Source organism: Tenebrionibacter intestinalis, assembly GCF_016632365.1.
In the GTDB taxonomy this organism is placed as follows: domain Bacteria; phylum Pseudomonadota; class Gammaproteobacteria; order Enterobacterales; family Enterobacteriaceae; genus Tenebrionibacter; species Tenebrionibacter intestinalis.
This window is the reverse complement of record NZ_JAEPBH010000054.1, coordinates 1-20,599: the sequence shown is the minus strand read 5'-3', so window position 1 is coordinate 20,599 and position 20,599 is coordinate 1. Positions and strand designations below refer to the sequence as shown.

Genomic DNA, 20,599 nt, shown 5'->3' with positions numbered 1-20,599 from the left:
CTGGTTTATTAGCGCTGATTTATGGGGATCCCTCAGCGCTACGGCGGGCTGTTCCTCAGAAAGGATAACTACTCTTCATCATGGAGAAGTTTTCAATTACCCAGGCTTTAACCTGCTCCCGCCCCTGAATACTGGAAGGGAGGCGCTCATGCAGCATCCACTCGATAATCTGCTGTGATTTTAACGGCAAATCACCACCACCTTTGGCCAGGAAAGAGTTAATCAGGGTTAACACCTCATAGCCTTCGCGACGACTAAAGCGGGTGGCATCCAGCTTCGTCATTAACGAATTATCGCCAGGTACGGTCGTCCATGAGTAATCATAGTAATGCATATCGGATCGGTGCATTTTGTTCTCTTTTTGATTGATTGATATAAAGATATTGCGGCATCACCTTAATAATTCAACGGTCAGACAGAGACCCGATATGTTAGCCTGCCGCGCCGAGCGCCTGTTTATGGAATGGCTCACCAGCGCCATGAAGACATACGTAGACTAAACGCTAGCGGTATGATGACACACGTGCGTTAAGTGACTGAAACCATAACCGTTAGCGTCAGGTCTATAATTTCATTAAGATCGGGCCACCCCCCTAAAGGATTATGGAGCCAATGCGTATAATTGATAATGAAAAACGCCCCACCCGCGATCTGGATTACGATCCGGTGCCAAATCTGGACTTGTCTGCGAATGGCGATAAAGAGGGCAAAGAAGACAAAGGCCGCGTCGTCGCCAGCAAGCTGCAGCACGTCAACAAAACGGTTAAAAGAATCGAGCGAAATCCTGTAGTGGCGCATATTCTACGCGCCGTAGAGCGCTTTAATGACCGCATGGGCAACCAGTTTGGCGCAGCAATTACCTATTTTTCGTTCCTGTCGCTGATTCCTGTACTGATGGTGAGTTTTGCCAGCGCGGGTTATATCCTCGCATCGCACCCGACGCTGCTACAGGATATCTTCGACAAAATACTGGCGAACGTCAGCGATCCGACGCTTGCGCAAACGCTAAAAAGCACCATTAATACGGCGGTGCAGCAGCGAACAACGGTAGGGTTGGTCGGGTTGGCAGTCGCGCTCTACTCAGGCATTAACTGGATGGGCAATTTACGGGAAGCCGTGCGTGCGCAGTCGCGTGACGTCTGGGAGCGCGCGCCGCAGGATCAGGAAAAAATCTGGGTGAAATACCTGCGCGATTTCGTTTCACTCATCGGCCTGCTGGTTGCGCTAATCGTCACGCTGTCTATTACTTCCATTGCTGGCTCGGCGCAGGCGCTTATTATTAACCTGCTGCATCTCAATGCCATCGACTGGCTTAAGCCTGCCTGGCAACTCATTGGGCTTGCGATTTCTGTCTTTGCCAACTATCTCCTGTTTTTCTGGATCTTCTGGCGGCTGCCGCGCCACCGACCGCGTAAAAAAGCGTTAATACGCGGCACGCTGATCGCGGCAATTGGCTTTGAAGTGATTAAAATCATCATGACATGGACGCTGCCGGCGCTGGTGAAATCTCCCTCGGGGGCAGCCTTTGGCTCCGTACTGGGGCTGATGGCGTTTTTTTACTTCTTTGCCCGCCTGACGCTGTTTTGCGCGGCATGGATCGCCACAGCGGAATATAAAGACGATAAACCGATGCCGGGCCGCCGCCCGCATGCTTAAGCCGTCGCGCCGCGCTGCGGAGCGACAAATCAGCATTTAAATCCAGTTGGTAACTTTTATTTAACCTTAATCCAGTTTTATAAGCTGGGTTAAGGCCTGCCAATAGGCATATAACGCTATTTATTTCAACAACTACATATTATTCACTTTTTGTTCGCATCTCGCCCACGCTCCGCCGGCCCGGCGCGTTGAAATGTCGCTTTTGCTATGCGTAATATGGCCTCTCATTTGTTCAAAAAACATTAATAAGAAAAAGATTATGCAAGCATCTATCACCACAACGCTTAATACCGACCAGGCCCCGCCAGTTAACTCACGCAGCAAAGTCGTGGTTGCCTCGCTCATTGGCACCGCCATTGAATTTTTTGATTTCTATATTTACGCTACCGCCGCCGTTATTGTTTTCCCGCACATTTTCTTTCCACAGGGCGACGCGACTGCCGCCACACTCCAGTCGCTGGCAACTTTTGCCATCGCTTTTATCGCCCGCCCGGTAGGTTCCGCGCTGTTCGGCCATTTTGGCGATCGCGTCGGGCGCAAGGCGACGCTTGTCGCCTCACTGCTGACAATGGGCCTTTCCACCGTGCTTATCGGCCTGCTGCCAGGCTATGAATCTATCGGTATACTCGCGCCGCTACTGCTGGCGCTGGCGCGCTTTGGCCAGGGGCTGGGGCTTGGCGGCGAATGGGGAGGCGCGGCGCTGCTGGCGACCGAAAACGCGCCGGCGCACAAGCGCGCATTGTATGGATCTTTTCCACAACTCGGCGCCCCGATCGGCTTCTTTTTCGCCAACGGCACCTTTTTGCTGCTGTCCTGGCTGCTTACCGATGAGCAGTTTATGAGCTGGGGCTGGCGTATTCCTTTTATCTTCTCTGCCGTGCTGGTGCTGATTGGCCTGTATGTCCGCGTATCGCTGCATGAAAGCCCGGTGTTCGCTAAAGTCGCCAGGGAGGGTAAACGCGTGAAAGTGCCGCTCGGCACGCTGCTGACAAAGCATCTGCGCGCCACTATCCTCGGCACGTTTATCATGCTGGCGACCTACACCTTGTTTTATATCATGACGGTATACTCTATGACCTACAGCACGGCCGCCGCCCCCAACGGCCTTGGTTTTTCACGCAACAGCGTGCTGTGGATGTTAATGATGGCGGTGATTGGTTTTGGCGTGATGGTGCCCATCGCCGGTATGCTGGCAGACGCCTTTGGTCGCCGTAAAAGCATGATAGTCATTACGTCGCTTATCCTGCTGTTTGCGCTGTTTATGTTCCAGCCGCTGCTCGGTTCCGCCAGCCAGGGCCTGGTGATGGCATTTCTGCTTATCGGCCTGAGTCTCATGGGGCTAACCTTCGGCCCAATGGGCGCGCTGCTGCCGGAGCTGTTTCCCACCGAAGTGCGCTATACCGGAGCGTCATTTTCTTATAATGTCGCCTCCATACTCGGCGCATCCGTCGCGCCGTGGATCGCCGCCTGGCTGCAAACTCACTATGGCCTGTTCTGGGTCGGCGTCTACCTGGCGACTATGGCGGTCATTACGCTTATCGCCCTGGTTTGCATCCATGAGACAAAACACCAGTCGCTGTAACGCTGACGGCGCTCCCACAGGCCGGGGAGAGCCGCTTGCCCCGTCATACCGTCACACGCCGGAACGTTGTTATGACGCCGGGGTACAGCGTTAGCGCTAAACCAATGCCATCGCAGGCGGGCCAAAATCGACGCTACGTTTGCGCCCGATCGGGCAAGTTCAGGGAGGCGGCGTACAGGCCTGCGTCCCATCCCAAACCCGGCGCCGCCCTTACCGCTTCAATTCAGATAAAATTGTCTGGCACTGATTCGCCTCCCCTTCAGAGGGCGAAATCAGCGCCAGCAGAGCTGCAGCGGGCGTCACCAGCGTCGCCAGCGCCGCCGCAACTGCGCCCCGGGCAATCAACGGGCCGGGCTTCACGCCGTAGCTGGGGTTTTTAAATGTCCCGCGTACGTAAAGCGGCGAACGCAGCGTAATAATACGAATGCCCTTACTTTCCGGGTTAATCGTCAAATCCATCTGCTCACTGGCAAAACTGGCGGTGCCGGTGACGTTAATCAGCGCGTTTTCAGTGTCAAAGGCAAAAATTTGCGGCCGCGCCACGCCGTTTACCAGATCAAGGTTGGCCGCCGCGCAATTCACCCGCACTTCTTCATCGCCAAAAATCTGCCCAACCAGATAATTGCCCACGTTAAGGCCCAGAATTTCCATAAGATTGCGACTAATTAAGCCGTCATTCATCAGCAGCTTAAGGTTGCCGTTGCCGGAGCCAAGCAGGGCCGCCACTGAATTACCCGTACCGCGAATATCAGCATCGCCGTTTAACTGACCAAACGTTTTCTGCATTGACGTAATATCAGGCATAAGCTGCTTTAGCTGTAGTCGTCGCGCCGTAATTTCCGCCCGCCCCTGCATCGGCTTTTTGTTGCCCTCAAGCCGAATCCGCGAATCAATGGTGCCGCCCGCCATACCAAAGCGCAGCGGCGTTAGCCGCAGATCGCCGTTGCGCAGGATAAGATGCGTGTCAAGGTGGCTTATCGGCAGCGAAGATCCGTGCTCGATACGCTGGCCCTTAAAGCGTACGTCGGCATCCATCACGTTCCATTTATCGGTCTCAAACCGATCATAGGGCAGCACTTTGCCCAGCTGCTGTGTGGTATTAATTTTTTTACTTTTACGTCCAGACGTTTTTTTACCGGAATCGACGCCAATCAGCGGCCCGAGGTCAGCCAGACGCAACTGGCGAGAGACTAAATCGCCCTCAAGCTTCGGCCTGGGTCTCTTTTGGGTGTATACCAGAGAGCCATGAATATCGCTGTCGCCAATTCGCCCGTTGAAATTACGATAGCGGAATACCGATCCTTTTTTACCATTAAGTTCGGCAATAAGGCGGCCATCAGTCTCAAACGGCGGCGTATCAGGCAAAACTACGCCGGTCAGATCGTAAAGATCGCCAAGTGAATCGCCGGCAAAACGCAAACGCAAATCGGCGCCGCCCAGCTCCATCGGCCGGGTGATGGCGCCGCTAAGCGCAACACGGGTACTACCGGAGCGCACGTCGGCCTGAACCGGGAATGGCGTGTCGGCGCTGCGCAACGCCAGCATACCGCCAATTTTACCGGTGCCGGTCATATCCTGCCCCTGGTAGCGCCCCTTCACCTTCAGGCCAAATACATAATCCCCGACTTTTGCGCCGTCTTTACCGCCGCTGCCGGTCACCTGGCTAAAGGCCAGCGGCTTGCCCAGCGGATCGACGAGAATTTCCATAACGGCCTTACTGATGCTGTCATCAATGGTGATTCGTCCCTGGTCAAACAGGATCTTATCCAGGCGGAAAGACCACGCGGACGGCTTTTGATCCGCTTTGTTTGTTTTGCCATCTCCCAGAGTGAACGTCCAGTTATCGCGCTTTGCCGAGACCCGCACCAGCCGCACATCCGGCTTAACCAGTTTTATCCACGGCAGCCAGACAGTTTTAGCCAACAGCGCAGGCGGCGAAAGCGTCGCTTCCACACGCGGCAACAGCGCCATTGTATCGCCGGGGATAGACCTGGGGTTGCCAAGCCAGAGATTTTCCGCATGTACGTGCGGCCAGGGCACCCAGCGCTTCCATCCGGTTTCCTGCGGGTTACGCGCCCAGACCACCCCCAGATCGCCACGAATAGCAAAGGGGCGATTAAGTTCAGCAGAGACCTTCTCGTTAATAATCGGCTTTATGCGATTCCAGTCGAATGTCGCAATAAAAATAACAACGCCTGCGCTCAGCAGCAGCAATAACCCGACAATCCAACTGATTGCTTTGCCTGTTCTTGACATATCTGGTTCCTTTTCCTGACGATGGCCGTCAAAACTAAAGATAGTTGAGCAACGAAAAAGCGCATGGATTCAGCAGGTTCAACGCCGTTAATCGGGACAATGGCAGGTAAGGAGACGGTAAAACAGACTCAGCGCAGCAGGATATGCCGCACGCAGGCGAAAACGGTAGCGGAAAGCCCCTGAAACCGTTGACAAACGCCGGACCGAACGGATGGCGCCCACGCGCCAGGAAAAACACGTCGTGATTTTTGGCAGGTAGTGACAAAGCGGGCGAAAACGTCGTCTTGCCCGCTTTGTCATGAAATCCGGGGCCAACAGGCCCCCCTGGATTAGGCCCTGTCGGCTAAGCGCAAACGCGCTCGCCGTACAAAACAGTTACTGCCCGGAGGGAATATCTGACGCGCTCGCCTCAGGCGCCAGCGCGCTACTACTCTGCGATGGGGGAGCTATCTCAAGCGGCGCCATGAGCTTATCCCACGTCGCCTGAAGCGACTTCATATTCAATTCCGGTTCGCCAGCAGGCTGCTGTAACACCATCGCCATATCCTGCTGTAGCAGGCGTCCAAGATCCCGGTTCATCACCTGCAAGCTCAGGCTATCAAGAAATGCCTGGCGCAACTGTTGATACTGTTCAGGCGCAATATCCACCACCTGGTTTTGCAGCGAGCGCAAGCGTTGCTCCATTAACACTGCGGTGCTGGTTCGCGCATAGATGGCAAACAGCGTTTTCAATTCCAGCTTCTTTTGTGCAATCAGCGCATTAAATTCTTCCTGCGGCAAGCCGTTATCGCGCAGTTTAGCGAGTTCTTTCGCCAGCAGCGATAAATTGCTGTTCAACTTATCGCCCGGCGAATCAAGATTAATACCGCACTGGGCGCGCTGGAAAAGCACACGGCAGTCAAAGCTCAGGTGAAGATCCGTAATGCCATTTTTATTCAACGTTTGCTGTACGTGCCAGAACAGCGCCTCACGCGCCAAATCGGCGCGCCAGTAGCGCTCTATAGCGGCCGAATCGCGAATCGGCGTCCAGGGCGTATCCCACATAACAGCCAGTCTGTCCTGACTTACGCCGTTGGTCATAATGCTGACCGGTTCGCGCTTTAGCGGCGCAAGGGTGGGTACCGGCGCAGGCGTTTCACGCTTGCCCTTCAGCTCGCCGAAGTGTTTGCTAATCTGTTCAACCGCGCTGCGGCTGTCAACATTGCCCACGACAACAAGCGTCATGGCATCCGGGGTATACCATTTTTCATACCAGGCTTTCAGTTGCTGCGCGTCAACGGGTTCTTTCAACGCTGCCGCCGGATCGTGCGCCAACAGCGGGGAACCTTTCAGGCGGTAGCGCCACCAGCTTTCCTGGGTATCAGGCGGCCAGGTCATCACTTCGTTTCGGGTCTGTCGCGCGGCATTAATATGTTCCGGCGTAATCGCGAGATTGCCCGCCATATCGGCCAGCCAGCCGAGCGATTCCTTAAGTAAATCGCTGCGGTTATTCGGCAGGCTCAGTTCAAACAGCGTTTTATCATAGGTCACCACTACCGGCGGCGCGGGCCTCACGGGATCTTTAGACTGCTGCCAGAGCGAAACTGCGCGCGGATCGTTATTTTGTGTGAAGGCCAGATGAGGAAGGAAGCGGCTATAGCCGCTTTGCTGCGCGCTTTCTGCCAGAGAGCCGACATTAATGGAAAGGCGAATTTCGATACGATCGCCAGGGCGATGAGGCGTAGCAAGCACCTGCCACTGAAAACCGTTGGCTAACGAACCCTGTTGCCATGCCGGATCGGGCTGTAGCGTTTCGGCATACACATTACCGACTGTGGCCGCCATAAATATGATACCGGCATAAAGCCGCAATTTTTTGCCCTGCATTGTTACCCCTGCTCTACAATCCTGGTAAAAAATAATCAGGTACCGCTTTATCGGCATGCGATATCCCACAGTAACGCCGCCGCAGGTTAGACCGTTAACCCGGGAAAACGTCACCGCTCAAAAGAGAAATTAAACGCCAATTATGCGCAGGAGCCCGCGGCGAGAGCAAGCCGCCGCGGGAAAATGGACGATCAGGAGGAGAGTTCACCGGTTTTAACAGCAGCAATTTTATTATTAAGCGTATCCTGAAGCTGTTTTTCATCCAGCTCATTCACCCACTTCGCCACCACTACGGTCGCCACGCCATTGCCGACCAGATTCGTCAGCGCGCGCGCTTCTGACATAAAGCGATCAATGCCGAGGATTAACGCCAGCCCGGCAACCGGCAGATGGCCCACTGCGGAAATCGTGGCCGCCAGTACAATAAAACCGCTGCCGGTAACGCCTGCGGCCCCTTTTGAAGAAAGCAGCAGCACAACCAACAGCGTTATCTGGTGAAAAATATCCATATGACTGTTAGTCGCCTGGGCGATAAACACGGCGGCCATCGTCAGGTAGATGGAGGTGCCATCGAGGTTAAATGAATAGCCGGTCGGTATCACCAGCCCCACTACCGATTTACGGCACCCCAGCTTCTCCATTTTGTCGAGCATACGCGGCAGGGCGGATTCCGATGACGATGTGCCGAGCACAATTAACAGTTCTTCTTTGATATAGCGGATAAATTTAAAAATGTTAAAACCCGTGGCGCGGGCAATCGACCCCAGCACCAGGACAACAAACAAAATACAGGTAACGTAAAAGCAGATAATCAATTGACCAAGCTGTACCAGCGTGCCGACGCCATATTTACCGATAGTAAACGCCATCGCGCCAAATGCGCCAATAGGCGCAAGACGCATAATCATGTTGATAATGCCGAAAATGACGTGGGAAAAGCTGTCAATCACGCTAAAAATCATCTGGCCCTTACTGCCCAGGCGATGCAGCGCAAAGCCAAACATAACGGCAAACAACAGCACCTGCAAAATATTGCCGCTAGCAAACGCGCCGATAACGCTGTTAGGAATAACATCAAGCAGGAAGGCAACCACGCCCTGCTGTTGGGCCTGCTGGGCATATACCGCCACAGCTTTCGCATCCAGCGTCGCCGGGTCAACGTTCATCCCGGCGCCGGGCTGCACGAGGTTAACAATAATCAGACCGATAATCAGCGCCACGGTACTGACCACTTCAAAATAGAGTAGCGCCACGGCCCCGGTGCGGCCAACGGCTTTCATACTCTCCATACCGGCGATACCGGTTACTACAGTGCAGAAAATTACCGGTGCAATCACCATCTTAATCAGCTTTACAAAACCATCGCCAAGGGGCTTCATCTGAGCGCCCAGCTCCGGCCAGTAATGGCCGAGCAAAATACCGATAGCTATAGCCGTTAGTACCTGGAAATAAAGGCTTTTAAATAACGAAATTTTCATAGAGTGTCCTTCGGGCGGTCATTTGGCAGGCACATTAATAGGTCTGTTCTGGCCTGCGGCGCTAAAAATAACACCCACACAACATGGCAGATATATTTCAATATCAAGTTTGAAACTAAAATGTTAAAAATTTAGAACTGAAACGCTACAGCTTAGCGCCAGTACGGGCAAAGCGGCAGCGAGAGTGGGGTGTGGGGCGAGAGAAGGCCCGAACAGGCCATAACGTCTTGCGAACGGCCCGTTGCTGGCAAGCCCGATTGCTGCGTCGCTTACGGCTGAGGTTCGAAGAACTGTATCTTATCCACATCCTGACGCTGCGCTGAAAGCATCGCCGTCAGGGCGTGTTGATAGAGCTCATCACCGGTCAAACCCGCCCTACCGACGGCGATACCCACGCTGACCGGGGCCTGCGCCGGCATTTTCTGTTTGAGCGCGCCCATAATATGCCGCGCGACGGGCAGCGCCCGTTGGGAATGGGGCAAGTGATGTATCAACGCGGCGAAATCATGCTGATTGACCTGCGCCAGCACCGCCCCCGGAGGCAGCAAAGCGCGGATTTTCTCCGCCAGGTTTAACAGCAGCAAATCGCGCTGCTCTTCCCCTGGCGCAGACGCTGCCTCGCGCAGCGCTTCGCAGGACACCATCAGCAGCGACGCGTTGGATATATCAATGTACTCCAGCAGCGCAAGCAGCAGCGTTTTATTAGGCAGACCGGAAACGGGGCTGTGGGTCGCCAGCGCCTGCGCCTTGCGCTGGCTTTGTAGCAGGCGCTGCTGATTACGGTTGTAGCCGCGCACCAGCATACCGATTTCATCATCCTGGTGCAGCCGGGATACTTCAAGCTGATGGCCGGGCACGTCATCACCGTCCAGCCCGTCCAGCGCCTTCGCAATCCTGCGCAACGGATGCACAATGAGCCGGTTGATACACCAGGTTATCGCCACCGTCATGACCAGCGCCAGCAGCAGCCAGGTTGTAATTAGCGTGGATATCGTCCCGATAATGAATCTGTACATGCGCCAGGCATCGGCATGAAGCACCAGATAGGCCAACGGCTGCGGATTAGCCGGGCGCTCAAGGGAATAAAGCGGCAGCGTTATTTGCACCGGCAGCTCAAACAGCCGCGAAATAAGCACCGGTACGGGCCGCTCGGGAACAAAGCTCACGCGTAGCGCCTGAAACTGGTTAGGCAGCACCACGTCCGCGCGCCCAATTACGCCAGCGGGCTGAATTTGTCCAAGTATGCTTTCCGCCTGGGGAATATCGGCCTTTAGTATGGCGGCGGACAGCGGCTTACGCACTGTATGGGCGATACTCTCCATTTGCGCCGCCGTGGCGTAACGGCTTTGCTGCACAAAATGAAAAAGCTGCACCACGACAAACACAAAGATGAAGGCAACGGAGACAACCGCCACCATCGCCATTTGTTTTATCGTTAACGATCGCCTGACTCGCAAACTCACTCTCCGTGCTGTCACCAGTTCGGTATACGCTGACTCACTGCGGCCAGAGTATACTTCATCACACGCCCTTTTTACGTTATTCCGCCGGGCATTAACGATTCTTTACCAGTCAGCGTAGGGCACCAGCGGCTGCGGCGGCATATCCATATCGCCCTGCCAGCCTGCCCGGGAGTAACGCAGGAAAAGCAGCGCGCGGCTCGGCGTATAGTCTTTAGCCTGCTGAATATCCACGCCCGCGCCGAGCGACCAGTGCGACGTCAGACGCCGCTCCATCAGCAACCGGGCGGTATAGCCCACGCCAGAAGAGGCTGCGCCGGTTTCCATCGCAAACTTATCCGGGTAGTCATTGACGTTCGGGATCAGATTCGATAGCGGATAGCGGCGCCGATCGCGCGTTTTCGAATGTGACCAGGAGACCGTTCCCCCCAGCTCCCATGACCAGTTTTCAGTACGCTGACGCCATACGACCGGCACCGCAAACGAGACATATTCCTGCGGGCTATAGTAGCCGCCCTGGCCAAGGGTATAGCCGCTAAGATCCTTATCATAATGCCAGAGCATATTGTTCAGGCCCACGGTCAGGCGGCGATTATTTTCGTTAACCAGCTTGTAGTAGTAACCGGTCATCCAGCGCGCACGCCAGTTATTCGCCACATTCCGGCCGCTTAACCGATCCATGCCCAGGCTTGACCATACGCCATGCGCCTCGCCTTTATCATAGCTGATGCTAACGCCTGCGCCTGACGCGCGCACTCCGCCCCACGCCCTGTTGGTGTTGGGGTCGCGTTGCCCGGCAAAGGAAAGCATGGAGCTGGAGACAGGGCGACGATGGGCGTTGACGGTATAACCAATCGGGCCGGCATCGCCGCTATAACTCAGCCCGCCGACTACGTCCACAACGTCAAACCCCATCGGCGTAGTGCCAATATCCCCTTCCCAGACATCATTACGCCAGCCTACGGCGACGCTGGCGCCGCTGGCGCGCTGCGTAAAGGCGCTATCGCAGCCGTGTTCGTAGCAGGTTCCCCATTTTTCCGTATGGCTGGCGCCGAAACTGCCCGCGTTCATATTCACTATGTCGGCGCGAAAGAACATGCGCCCGTCACTGAGTGGCGCATCCGCCTGCAACATCGTGGTATGCGCTTTTAGATCGGAATAGCCCGGCGTGCCGCTGGAGCCCCAGTATTCATGATCCAGCGTAACGTTTACATCCTGCTGACGATACAGATCGGCGGCATCGCTACGCACGCCGCGCTTAAGCCAGTCGTCTTTCTCGTTATTGCGCATCAGGCGGGTAAAGCTGTCGTTGCTTTCCGGGCGTTTATCAGCCACGCCGGAAGCCGCCATGGCATCGCGCCAGGTCGCCAGCGCCTGCTCCGGTTGGCCGTTTCGCGCCTGAAAACGCGCCGCGTCGCGCATGAACAGCGCGCTGTTCATAGACGGCGGCAGACGACGCGCCTGAGGGATAAGCCGGTTATATATCTGCCGCGCACGCGATACGTCGCCCAGCGCGGCGTAAACGTTAGCCACGCGGCGCTCAACGTTTATTGACGGCGGCTCATCCGGCTTAAGCTGCGCAAAGCGCGACAGCGCGCTACGCGCCTGGACGCTATCGCCCTGAGCGACAGCCGTTTCGGAAAGCCCCAGCAGCGCCTCATCGTTTGTCGGGCTACGCGCCAGCACTTTTTGATACAGCGCCCGCGCCTGGGGATAGTCCCGCCGCTGCCCGGCCCAGTCGGCAAGAACCAGGTCCACCCTTTCGCGAGGCGGTTGCTGCTGTAGCAGCGCAATTGCCCGCGGCTCCTGTCCGCTATCGCGCAGGCGGTTGGCGGCCGCCATGATTTGATTTAAGCGCAAGCGATCCGCCAGCGCCTGGATGTTATCCGTCCACTGGCTTTTCGCCAGCGTATTAAGGTGACCGAGCGCGGCGGTATCGCGATCGGTGCCGGAAAAGTAGAGACTCCAGGCGTATACCTGATCCGGATCGCCGGGCTTTTTGCTCGCCAGAGCGTAAAACAGACCGTCCGCTTCCTGCCGCTGCCCGTTAGCCGCGAGATCCTTCGCCAGTCGATAGACAATCCATACGCTGTCGGGCGCCATTTGCAGGCGGCGGCGGTGCAGTTCAGCCGCCTGCGCCCAGCGCCCCTGCGCCTCCAGCGCGCTGGCCTGCTGCTCCAGCCGGGTATCAGTAAGGCTGCGTTCGATATCATCAATGCTGCGACGCTGCTTTGCATTCAGGCCTTGAATAAACGCTTCGGCGCGCGCCGGCGACTGGCGGCGGTAAACATTCGCCAGCCCGCGTACGGCATTGCTGTTATCGCTGTCCATACGCAGCGCCTGGCGATAGTAACGTTCAGCGCCCGCATCATCACCGACCGCCGCCGCCGCATCGCCAAGCCCCAGCACCGCATAACTGTCAGTATTGTCCACACTGCGCGCCTGACGGTATTTCTGGCGCGCCAGCGCGCTATTATTCGCCTTCAACGCCCTGTCGCCTTCGTCAATCAATAGCCAGTATTGATTGGTCTGAAGTAGCCCTTTCCACCTGCCCGCGCTGTCATTATTCGGATCCAACCGCAGCGCATTGTGAAACTGCCGTACCGCCGCCGCCCGGTTATTCTGCCGGGAGTAAACCTCTCCTAACGCAGCAACCAGCTCAGCGTCTTTTTTATTTTCACTCAGCGCCGTTTTCAGCAATGAGACGGCCTCTTTATCTTTACCGCTCGCCACAGCGGCCAATCCCTGAGCGCGCGCGCGCAAGCCAGGATCAGAAAGCTGCTGCTGTTGCTGCGCCAGCCTGGTTCTGGCTTTATCTACCGCTTCGCCATCGTCAAACAGGCTCAAAAAGCGTTGCAGAGCGGCTACGCTTGCGTCGCCGACAGGCATTTTATCCAGTTGCGCATACCACATATCCGCCGCCTGCCCGCGCCCGCCGCTGGAGCGCGCCATCTGCTCAAGGACCTTAAAACCTTCCTGCGGGCGGCCATTATCAAATAAGAGCTGCGCGAGCCCGGCGCGTAACGTATTGTCGCCGGGTATACGCTGGTTCAATCCCTGGAGCTGGGCGATCGCCTGCGCGCGCTGCGCAGGTTCGCGAGCGACCAACAGCCAGTATTCCACCGCAAGGCTACCGTCCGGCGGCGCACTGCCGTTAAACAGCGCGTTATATTGCGCAACGGCTTGCGACACATGGCCGGTCGTGGCCAACAGGCGCGCCTGCTGTAACGCCTGCCTACCCTGCGCGGTAGCAATACGCGCATCAATCTGCGCCTGCTTCAGGGCCGTGGAATCCGGCGCGTTTTTTTTAAGCCGCGCCAGCAGTTTTTGCGCTCCGGCGTTATTGCCCTGGCGCAGCAAATAGCGCACCCGCGCCGCCATCACGTCTGGATCGTCAGGCGCGATAAGCTCCAGGCGATAGAGCGACTGACGCACCAGGTCGTCGCGCTTGCTCGCCTCCCCCAGGCGCACCTGTTCAAGCAGTTGCTGTTGTACGGTCGGCGCGGCCCAGCTCAGCGGCATAAACGCCATGCCAACGGAAAGCGTGATAAAACTCAGTGAGAAACCGCGCATTGCTGCCCCCAGTCAGGGACCAGTTCGCCCTGAGAAGTAAAGCGAAAACGCTGCTGGTCCCACCCCTGGCCGAACAGCGTTAATACATAGCTGTAGTAGGCGTCTTTACCGGGAAACATCTCTGCCACACGGCGGCGCTGCACGTAGAGCGCTTCATTATCCTGCAACATGGGCAACACAGCGGCGGAAAAGCCCACTGGTCCGTTTTGAGTAAGTTTACCGCTAATGATATCGGCCTTCTCCGGCGGCGCCCCGCGCTGCGCGGTGGCGTCCGCCATCGGCTGGAAGCGGTGTAGCAGGCGCGCCTTATCGGGATCTTTATCGCTGAGCATGCCTGCCCACATATACACGCGAATGGCATCATAGCCGCCCGCCAGCGCCGGTTTATCCTGTAACTGCCAGCCCTTGCCTTTTTGCCAATGCACCCAGTCCGGCGAGAAACCTTCAGGCGCGGTTTCCAGCAGCAGACGCAACGCTGGCGCACGCATTTCCTTCCACGGCGTGCCGTAACGCGCCAGGCGCGCCAGCAGCGGCAGCGGTAGATAGCTCGGGTTCAACCGCCAGCGTTTATCTTTTACAAAGCCGGTTTTACCCGGCAGTAGCATATTGCCAAGGCCGGGTATATTGACTACTTCGTCTCTGGCGATAAGCGCCAGCAGCCGCCGCCCCAGCGCGTCATAATCAGGGCGTCGCCACAGGCGGCCCGCTTCAAGTAGCGCCCATGCTATCCACAGATCGGCATCAGACGCCGAATTAGCGTCCAACACCTCCCAGCGCCCGTTATCGGCATGGCCCCATAGCCAGGCGGGCAGCGTATCGCTAAGCGAGCCCTCAGCCAGGTTATTTTGCGTCCACGCCAGCAGTTGGCTGAACGTTTTGCGATCGTTTGCCGCCAGCGCGAAGAACAGCGCGTAGCTCTGCCCTTCGGACGTAGTTATCTGTCGCCTGTCGCTGGGGTCAATCACCCGCCCCCGATCGCTGATGTACGCCTGTTTGAACTGCCGCCAGGCGGGCCAGTCGCAGGCGGCGTGTACGCCCGCCGCCGCCAGTATTAGCCCCGCAGCCAGTGTATTACGCCAGAACATAGGCTTTACTCATCGTCCGGATTCAGGCGGCGGCGGCTGATAATACGCAGCATACGCCACAGCAGCCAGGCGACCAGCAGCACCGTAATGGCGGCCAAAATAGCCAGCAGTACAGGGTGATTTGCCAGCGCATACCAGATACGTTCAAACCACGGCAGATGACCAACATAGTAAATATCGCCCACGCGCAGACTGTTAACGCCGGATTCGCGGATGACCGCCACAGAGCCATACATGGCAGCACGCTTACCGCTGTCGTTAAGCGCTTCATAGAGGAGTTCATAGCCGCGCGGGCTGTCGGCCAGCAGCGCTATCACGCTGCGCTGATCGTGCCACGGCGACTGGAAACCAACAATGGCCGCCATTGGCCCGTCTGCACGGATAGTCGTCTGAACGTCCGCCGCGCGATCGTTCTGAGCAGGCAGAATGCCCGGCAGCGCGGTCTGGCGGAATGGGGTTTTTACCCAGCTCATCGCCGCATCCACCAGCAGATCGATATGTTTGTCGTCTTTCAGCTTCGCCGGTATGGCGCCGATTATCAAAATATCGGCATCCTTTGTCGTTATCTCATCAGGGTTATGCGTCAGCGTAACATTAACGGCGGGCAAGCCCGTCTGCGCCCCCATAGCGCCCAGAACATCAAGTAACGTAGTAAGCTGGCCGGGCGTCGGCTGCTCTGGCATGACAATCATCGTCTCCGCCAGGTCAGCCATGCGGCTGAAGGGGAAACTGGCGTTAGCAAACGCCCGCAGATCCGGCATAGCGATAAAATGGTGATAGCGCGAGAAGTCGATAGTCGAACCGTCGTCAATGACCACGTGGTTCTGCACCGGCTGAAACGTAACGCAGTTATCCTCAGAGCCTGCTGGCATGGGGTTCATGTACTGAAAATCGAAGCGAAGCTGATTGGACGCGCCCAGGCGCAGCGCCGGAATCGAAACATCAGTTTTCCCATCCAGCAGCCCCTGAAGCACCGGCAGGTGCAGCAGTAATGTATTCGTTTTATTCTTAGGCTCAAGGCTGAAAGATTGCAGGAACTGGTTATTCAGGCTGATATCCATACGCGAGCTATCTTTAACCGGCGGCGCCGTATAGCGATATTTCAGGTCTATATCAATAACGTTGTTGCGCAGCAAATAGAGATCCGGCGGCATATTCAGCATGACGGAAATGGAGCCCGGCTGCAGGCCGCTGGACTGAAGCTGCTCCTGATAGGTCTTTAACTCGCCAAAGCTAATCGGTCTGTCGGTGCGCACCCAGTTTGGCGCATCGTAAGGTTTACGCGGCAACAGCGGTTTCACCTTATCGACACTCAACGCATCGCCGCGAAAAAGTATACTGCCCTGAGCGATGCCGCGCGCCGCCTGAAGCAGGTCTTTATCATCGCGGCCAAATATCACCAGCAGCTTCATATAAGGGCTGTTGGGATGATTTATCATCTTGATAGTCGGCGCGTTTACCCTCGGGTGGTCACGCAGAAAATCCGGCCGCCGATCGTTAGTGGCGAATACGATGGCGTTACTTTCCGGCAGCGCGTTATAACGTACCGGGAAAGTCTGGCCGCGCCACTGCGCGCGCGTACCGAACCAGGAGGCGATAATACCCGCTGCGCGTTGCTGCTGGATGTCCGGAGGGCCGGCAAATACTATCGGCAATACCAGCTCGCGGTTATCGCGCGCATCAAAAAACGGCACCGGAAAGTGGGACAGGTCGTTTCGCAAAGCCAGCGACTGATAAAACAGATCCAGCGAGCTGTTACGGCCAATATCCATCCACAGCGTGCTGTTGGCCGGGTTTTCGCATACGTCGCGGTAATGGCCGATAAACTCCAGCCTGAGGCGGTTAAAATCGGTGATATAAAGCGGATCGATCGGCAACTGCGCGCGGGTCTTTTTGCCCAGTTGTTCTTTAGCGACCGGTAACACGCCCATCAGTTCATCATTCAGATAAACCTTAAGCTGCGACTGCACCGGCAGCAGCGACGGCGACGGCGTAAATTCAAGGTTCAGCATGGCGCGCGATACGACTTCATCGCTGCGCAAACCGAACTCTACCGCGCCGGTTGGGTTGGCGCCGCGCAGCACCATACTGCCCGGCGGCGGCGCAATTTGCGCAAAATTGAGCTTCACTTCACGCGACGGGACCGTTTCGTCAACCGCTAGCGGCGTCTTTACCTCCTCCACGCCCGTCGTTACCTGCCCCACGGGCGCGTTAGCGTTATCGCCGCCCGGCGCATCTGCCGTCAACGCTTGACTCTGCGCAGCCTCCGGCGAAGTTGGCGCAGCAGGCGCCGCGCTCCCTGCCGGAAAATGCGAAACGCTAAGCCCCATTACCACTGCACAGATCCAGGAGTGTTTTCTTTTCATCACATTATCATCATTGTTGAACCACGACAGGCGCAGTCGGCCCAGGCGCTGGCGCCTGCTGCGGTCGGCGGGGAACGAACGACACAAACCAATCAATCAGCAGCGTTAAGCTACGGAAAATAAACTTCACCGACATCGGCGCAAATTCCGCGAGGTGCCGGTAGCCGCTGAAACCAAGTTTCAGAATATCCAGCAAGCTTTCCAGCGGTTTGTCCTCTGGATAGCTGTCCCGCCACAGCGCCCAGGTATCGGCGCGGGCAAAGGTACACTGGATAAAATCAATATGCTGGCGGGTGTCCATCTGCTCCAGTTGCAGGCCGACTTCCGCCCCCATTACGCGCACAATCTTCGCCGTGAAGGAAAATTCCTGCGGGCCGCGCTTGAGTAGCAGCTTCACCTGCTGGCCGATAAGGAAACCGACATCGCCGTGCAGTTTTATTCCCACGCCGCCGTCCGAATAGTCGCGTACCGTACACGCAAACAAATGGCCGTCATCGCGGGCAACCGCCGCCGGCATTGCGATTTCAACGCGATGCGAGCGACGCACCTGCTTACTTTCTACGGAAACCGCAACAGCGCCGCCAAGGATAACCAGGTTATAGGCAACCCAGATCATACTGACCACAACGGTCAGCATTTCGCTTTCCGGCCCCCGGAAAAAGCGCCATATCCCCGCCGCTATGCCAAGCAAATTAGCCAGCGCCAGCCACAGGTACGGGCGGGTAATAACCCAGTCCACAAACTCACGCTTCACCAGCCCCCCTTTGGCAGTGACGTTAAACTTACCTTTATGCGGATTAATCAGCGCCATCAGCGTTGGCGGCGTGATATACCAGGCCAGCACCGTTTCGTAAATTTCGCTCCAGAAAGAATGGCGGAACTTGCCCTGAATTTTAGAATTGGTCAGGCTTGCGTGAATCATGTGCGGCAATACAAACAGCGCAATCATTATCGCCGGCGCGTAAATGATATAGGCGTGCAGTAAAAGGAAGGCCAACGGCGCGGTCAGAAAAATAAGGCGCGGCAAGCCGGAGAGGAAATGGAACATCGCATTGGCGTAGCACAGGCGCTGCGACAGCTTAAGCCCTTTGCCAAAAAAGGGGTTATCGAGGCGAAAAATTTGCACCATGCCGCGCGCCCAGCGGATTCGCTGGCCAATGTGCGCCGAAAGGCTTTCCGTCGCTAATCCCGCCGCCTGAGGAATGCGTATGTAGGCTGATGTATAGCCGCGGCGATGCAGGCGCAGCGACGTGTGCGCATCTTCCGTTACCGTTTCCACGGCAATACCGCCAATATCATCGAGGGCCGTGCGCCGAATAACCGCGCACGAGCCACAAAAGAAGGCGGCGTCCCACATATCGTTGCCATCCTGAACCAGCCCGTAAAACAGCGTGCCTTCATTCGGCGTTTTGCGAAAGCGGCCCAGATTACGTTCAAACGGATCCGGTGAAAAAAAATGGTGCGGCGTCTGCATCAGCGCCAGCTTCTTATCCTTAAAAAACCAGCCCATAGTGAGCTGGAGAAAGGAGCGGGTGGGAACGTGGTCACAGTCAAAAATCGCCACAAAGTCACCCTGCGCCTGCCTGAGCGCATAGTTGATATTGCCCGCTTTAGCATACTCATGTGTAGGACGCGCCACGTAATTTACGCCCGCCTCTTCGGCAAACTGACGAAACGCTTCGCGCCCGCCGTCGTCCAGTAACCAGACATTGAGCTTATCGCGCGGCCAGTCGATACCCAGCGAAGCGTAAATGGTGCCCTTAACAACATGCAGTTCTTCATTGTAGGTCGGCACAAAAATATCAACCGTCGGCCAGCGGCTCATGTCTTCCGGCATCGGTACCGGCTGGCGGTTAAGCGGCCAGATGACCTGAAAATACCCCATCACCAACACCGCCCAGGCGTAAGTTTCAGCAAACAGCAGCACCAGGCCGCACGTCAGGCTTAACGGATCGTTCCAGTTGAGCGTTGAGGTATAACGCCACCAGATATAACGGCAGGTGACAGTGAGCGACAGCACAATCAGCATCAGGGATGAGAAACGCCCCGGCATACGGCGTACAACAAGCGCAATGGCCCACAGTAATATTAGAAAGATAAACTGCGCCAGCGGGCTAAAAGGCTGCGTAATACACAACAACGCCAGCATAGCGGACAAGATAATAACAACCCAGAGAATGCTTTGCCGCGCCCCAACTTGCAGTTGGCCCAGCTCTTTTTCATTCTCAAGGTGCCCGGTGCGCGCATTCAGGCGCTGCGGTAGCGTATTCAGCCAGGCCAGATAGCGCTGCCGCCACGCCAACAGGCGGCCAATATACGGCCATTTTGGGCGCATTGCGCCGCTGCGCGGATGTGAAATGAGCAGCCACAGGCTTTGAATCACATAGCGCGCCAGATCGAGCGGCCGCGGGCGCCCGGCATCAATTTGCGGAAACAGCCGCGCGCGCTGCGCGCGCACGGCCTGCCAGCTCTCGCTCTCAAAACGCAAAAAGATCCAGCCAAGCATTAAAAGCAGGCAACCCAGCGCGGCGCTAAAGGGCGGCGCGCCGCGGCGGCGATAGCGCATATATAAATCACCCGCATACCGGTTCACTGGCGCAGCCAACAGCCAGCGGGCTACCAGGCTCATGTCGCATCTCCGGCAAAGTTCAACAGACACCAGTTGGCCAGCGTCATGACTTCTTCCGCTGCCAACGACTGCGGCTGATATTCACCCAGCGGTTGCTTGGCCGCTGCGCATTCGGCCATCGCTTCATCCTGGTGAATCACAAGGGGAGTAAGGTTCTTATGGCTTTGCAGCCACATTTGCCAGATATCATCCTGTAACCGGCTGGAAACCTGAAAGCCATTAACCAGTAAATATGAACCCAGGGCCATCGGTTGCTGATGAAGGCGCACGTGGCAGTTGGTATCCGGCCGCGCGACTGTAATTACGTGATCCACTATTTCAAACGTGCGCAATACGCAGGCGCTAAAGCCCGCCGGTATATCCAACAGAATCCAGCGATAGCGGCCGCTGGACTTCAGCGCAGTCAACATGCCGATAAATCGTTCTACATTTTCCGCACGCGCAAAAAATTCAACGCTTTGCGCCTGCGTAAACTGGCCAAAAGGCAGGACATCAAGCCGCGAGGTATAGCGCCAGGCGGCATGTTGCCAGGCCTGGCCGTCGTGCATCGCACGCGCCCAGCCTTCTGGCCGGGTAAAGGGGATATTAAAATACATGATCTTCCCCCTAAAAACAGTGCCAGGCTAAACTGGAGTATCCGGTCTTTTT

12 protein-coding genes are annotated in these 20,599 nt (G+C 56.4%); 2 read left to right on the top strand and 10 right to left on the bottom strand.

Translation table 11 applies throughout. The features are described from left to right. Positions 1-55: 55 nt before the first annotated feature. Positions 56-349, bottom strand: coding sequence for a hypothetical protein (locus tag JJB97_RS16000; RefSeq protein ID WP_238715073.1), 294 nt, complete (start codon positions 347-349; stop codon positions 56-58). A gap of 263 nt (positions 350-612) precedes the next feature. Between JJB97_RS16000 and yhjD the strand changes: the two genes are divergently transcribed. Together yhjD and JJB97_RS15990 are read left to right on the top strand one after the other, a co-directional pair. Then, on the top strand, positions 613-1,656 hold the full coding sequence (gene yhjD, locus JJB97_RS15995) for an inner membrane protein YhjD (RefSeq protein WP_238715072.1): 1,044 nt from the start codon (positions 613-615) through the stop codon (positions 1,654-1,656). Positions 1,657-1,915: 259 nt separating this feature from the next. Beyond that, a complete protein-coding gene (locus JJB97_RS15990) occupies positions 1,916-3,238 on the top strand; it encodes an MFS transporter (RefSeq protein ID WP_238715071.1) in 1,323 nt (440 codons plus the stop codon). A 210-nt stretch (positions 3,239-3,448) separates the two neighbouring features. Here the strand turns inward: JJB97_RS15990 and JJB97_RS15985 are convergent, their stop codons facing one another. From JJB97_RS15985 to bcsQ, 9 genes are all read right to left on the bottom strand, one after another. Further along, positions 3,449-5,494 carry an AsmA family protein gene (locus JJB97_RS15985; protein WP_238715070.1) on the bottom strand — a complete coding sequence of 682 codons (2,046 nt, stop codon included), beginning with the start codon at positions 5,492-5,494 and terminating at the stop codon, positions 3,449-3,451. 375 nt (positions 5,495-5,869) lie between these two features. Then, positions 5,870-7,360, bottom strand: a complete 1,491-nt coding sequence (locus JJB97_RS15980) for a M16 family metallopeptidase (protein ID WP_238715069.1) — start codon at positions 7,358-7,360, stop codon at positions 5,870-5,872. A gap of 191 nt (positions 7,361-7,551) precedes the next feature. Further along, positions 7,552-8,838 (bottom strand): dicarboxylate/amino acid:cation symporter, encoded by a 1,287-nt coding sequence (locus tag JJB97_RS15975; RefSeq protein WP_238715068.1) that lies wholly within the window; start codon positions 8,836-8,838, stop codon positions 7,552-7,554. 269 nt (positions 8,839-9,107) lie between these two features. After that, complete coding sequence (locus JJB97_RS15970; protein ID WP_238715067.1) at positions 9,108-10,295, bottom strand: diguanylate cyclase domain-containing protein; 1,188 nt, start codon at positions 10,293-10,295, stop codon at positions 9,108-9,110. Positions 10,296-10,403: 108 nt separating this feature from the next. After that, the gene (gene bcsC, locus JJB97_RS15965) at positions 10,404-13,871 is read right to left on the bottom strand and encodes a cellulose synthase complex outer membrane protein BcsC (RefSeq protein WP_238715066.1); all 3,468 of its coding nucleotides are present in this window, start codon (positions 13,869-13,871) and stop codon (positions 10,404-10,406) included. Next, a complete protein-coding gene (bcsZ, locus tag JJB97_RS15960; protein WP_238715065.1) occupies positions 13,853-14,956 on the bottom strand; it encodes a cellulose synthase complex periplasmic endoglucanase BcsZ in 1,104 nt (367 codons plus the stop codon). Before bcsZ ends, bcsC begins: the two co-directional genes overlap by 19 nt. 5 nt (positions 14,957-14,961) lie before the next feature. After that, complete coding sequence (gene bcsB, locus JJB97_RS15955) at positions 14,962-17,322, bottom strand: cellulose biosynthesis cyclic di-GMP-binding regulatory protein BcsB (protein ID WP_238715064.1); 2,361 nt, start codon at positions 17,320-17,322, stop codon at positions 14,962-14,964. Between the two features lie 10 nt (positions 17,323-17,332). Beyond that, entirely contained in the window at positions 17,333-19,951 is a 2,619-nt protein-coding gene (gene bcsA / locus JJB97_RS15950; RefSeq protein WP_238715063.1) for a UDP-forming cellulose synthase catalytic subunit, read from the bottom strand. Continuing rightward, positions 19,948-20,547, bottom strand: a complete 600-nt coding sequence (gene bcsQ / locus JJB97_RS15945) for a cellulose biosynthesis protein BcsQ (RefSeq protein ID WP_238715062.1) — start codon at positions 20,545-20,547, stop codon at positions 19,948-19,950. The genes bcsA and bcsQ overlap by 4 nt, the downstream gene beginning before the upstream one ends. Positions 20,548-20,599: the final 52 nt, after the last annotated feature.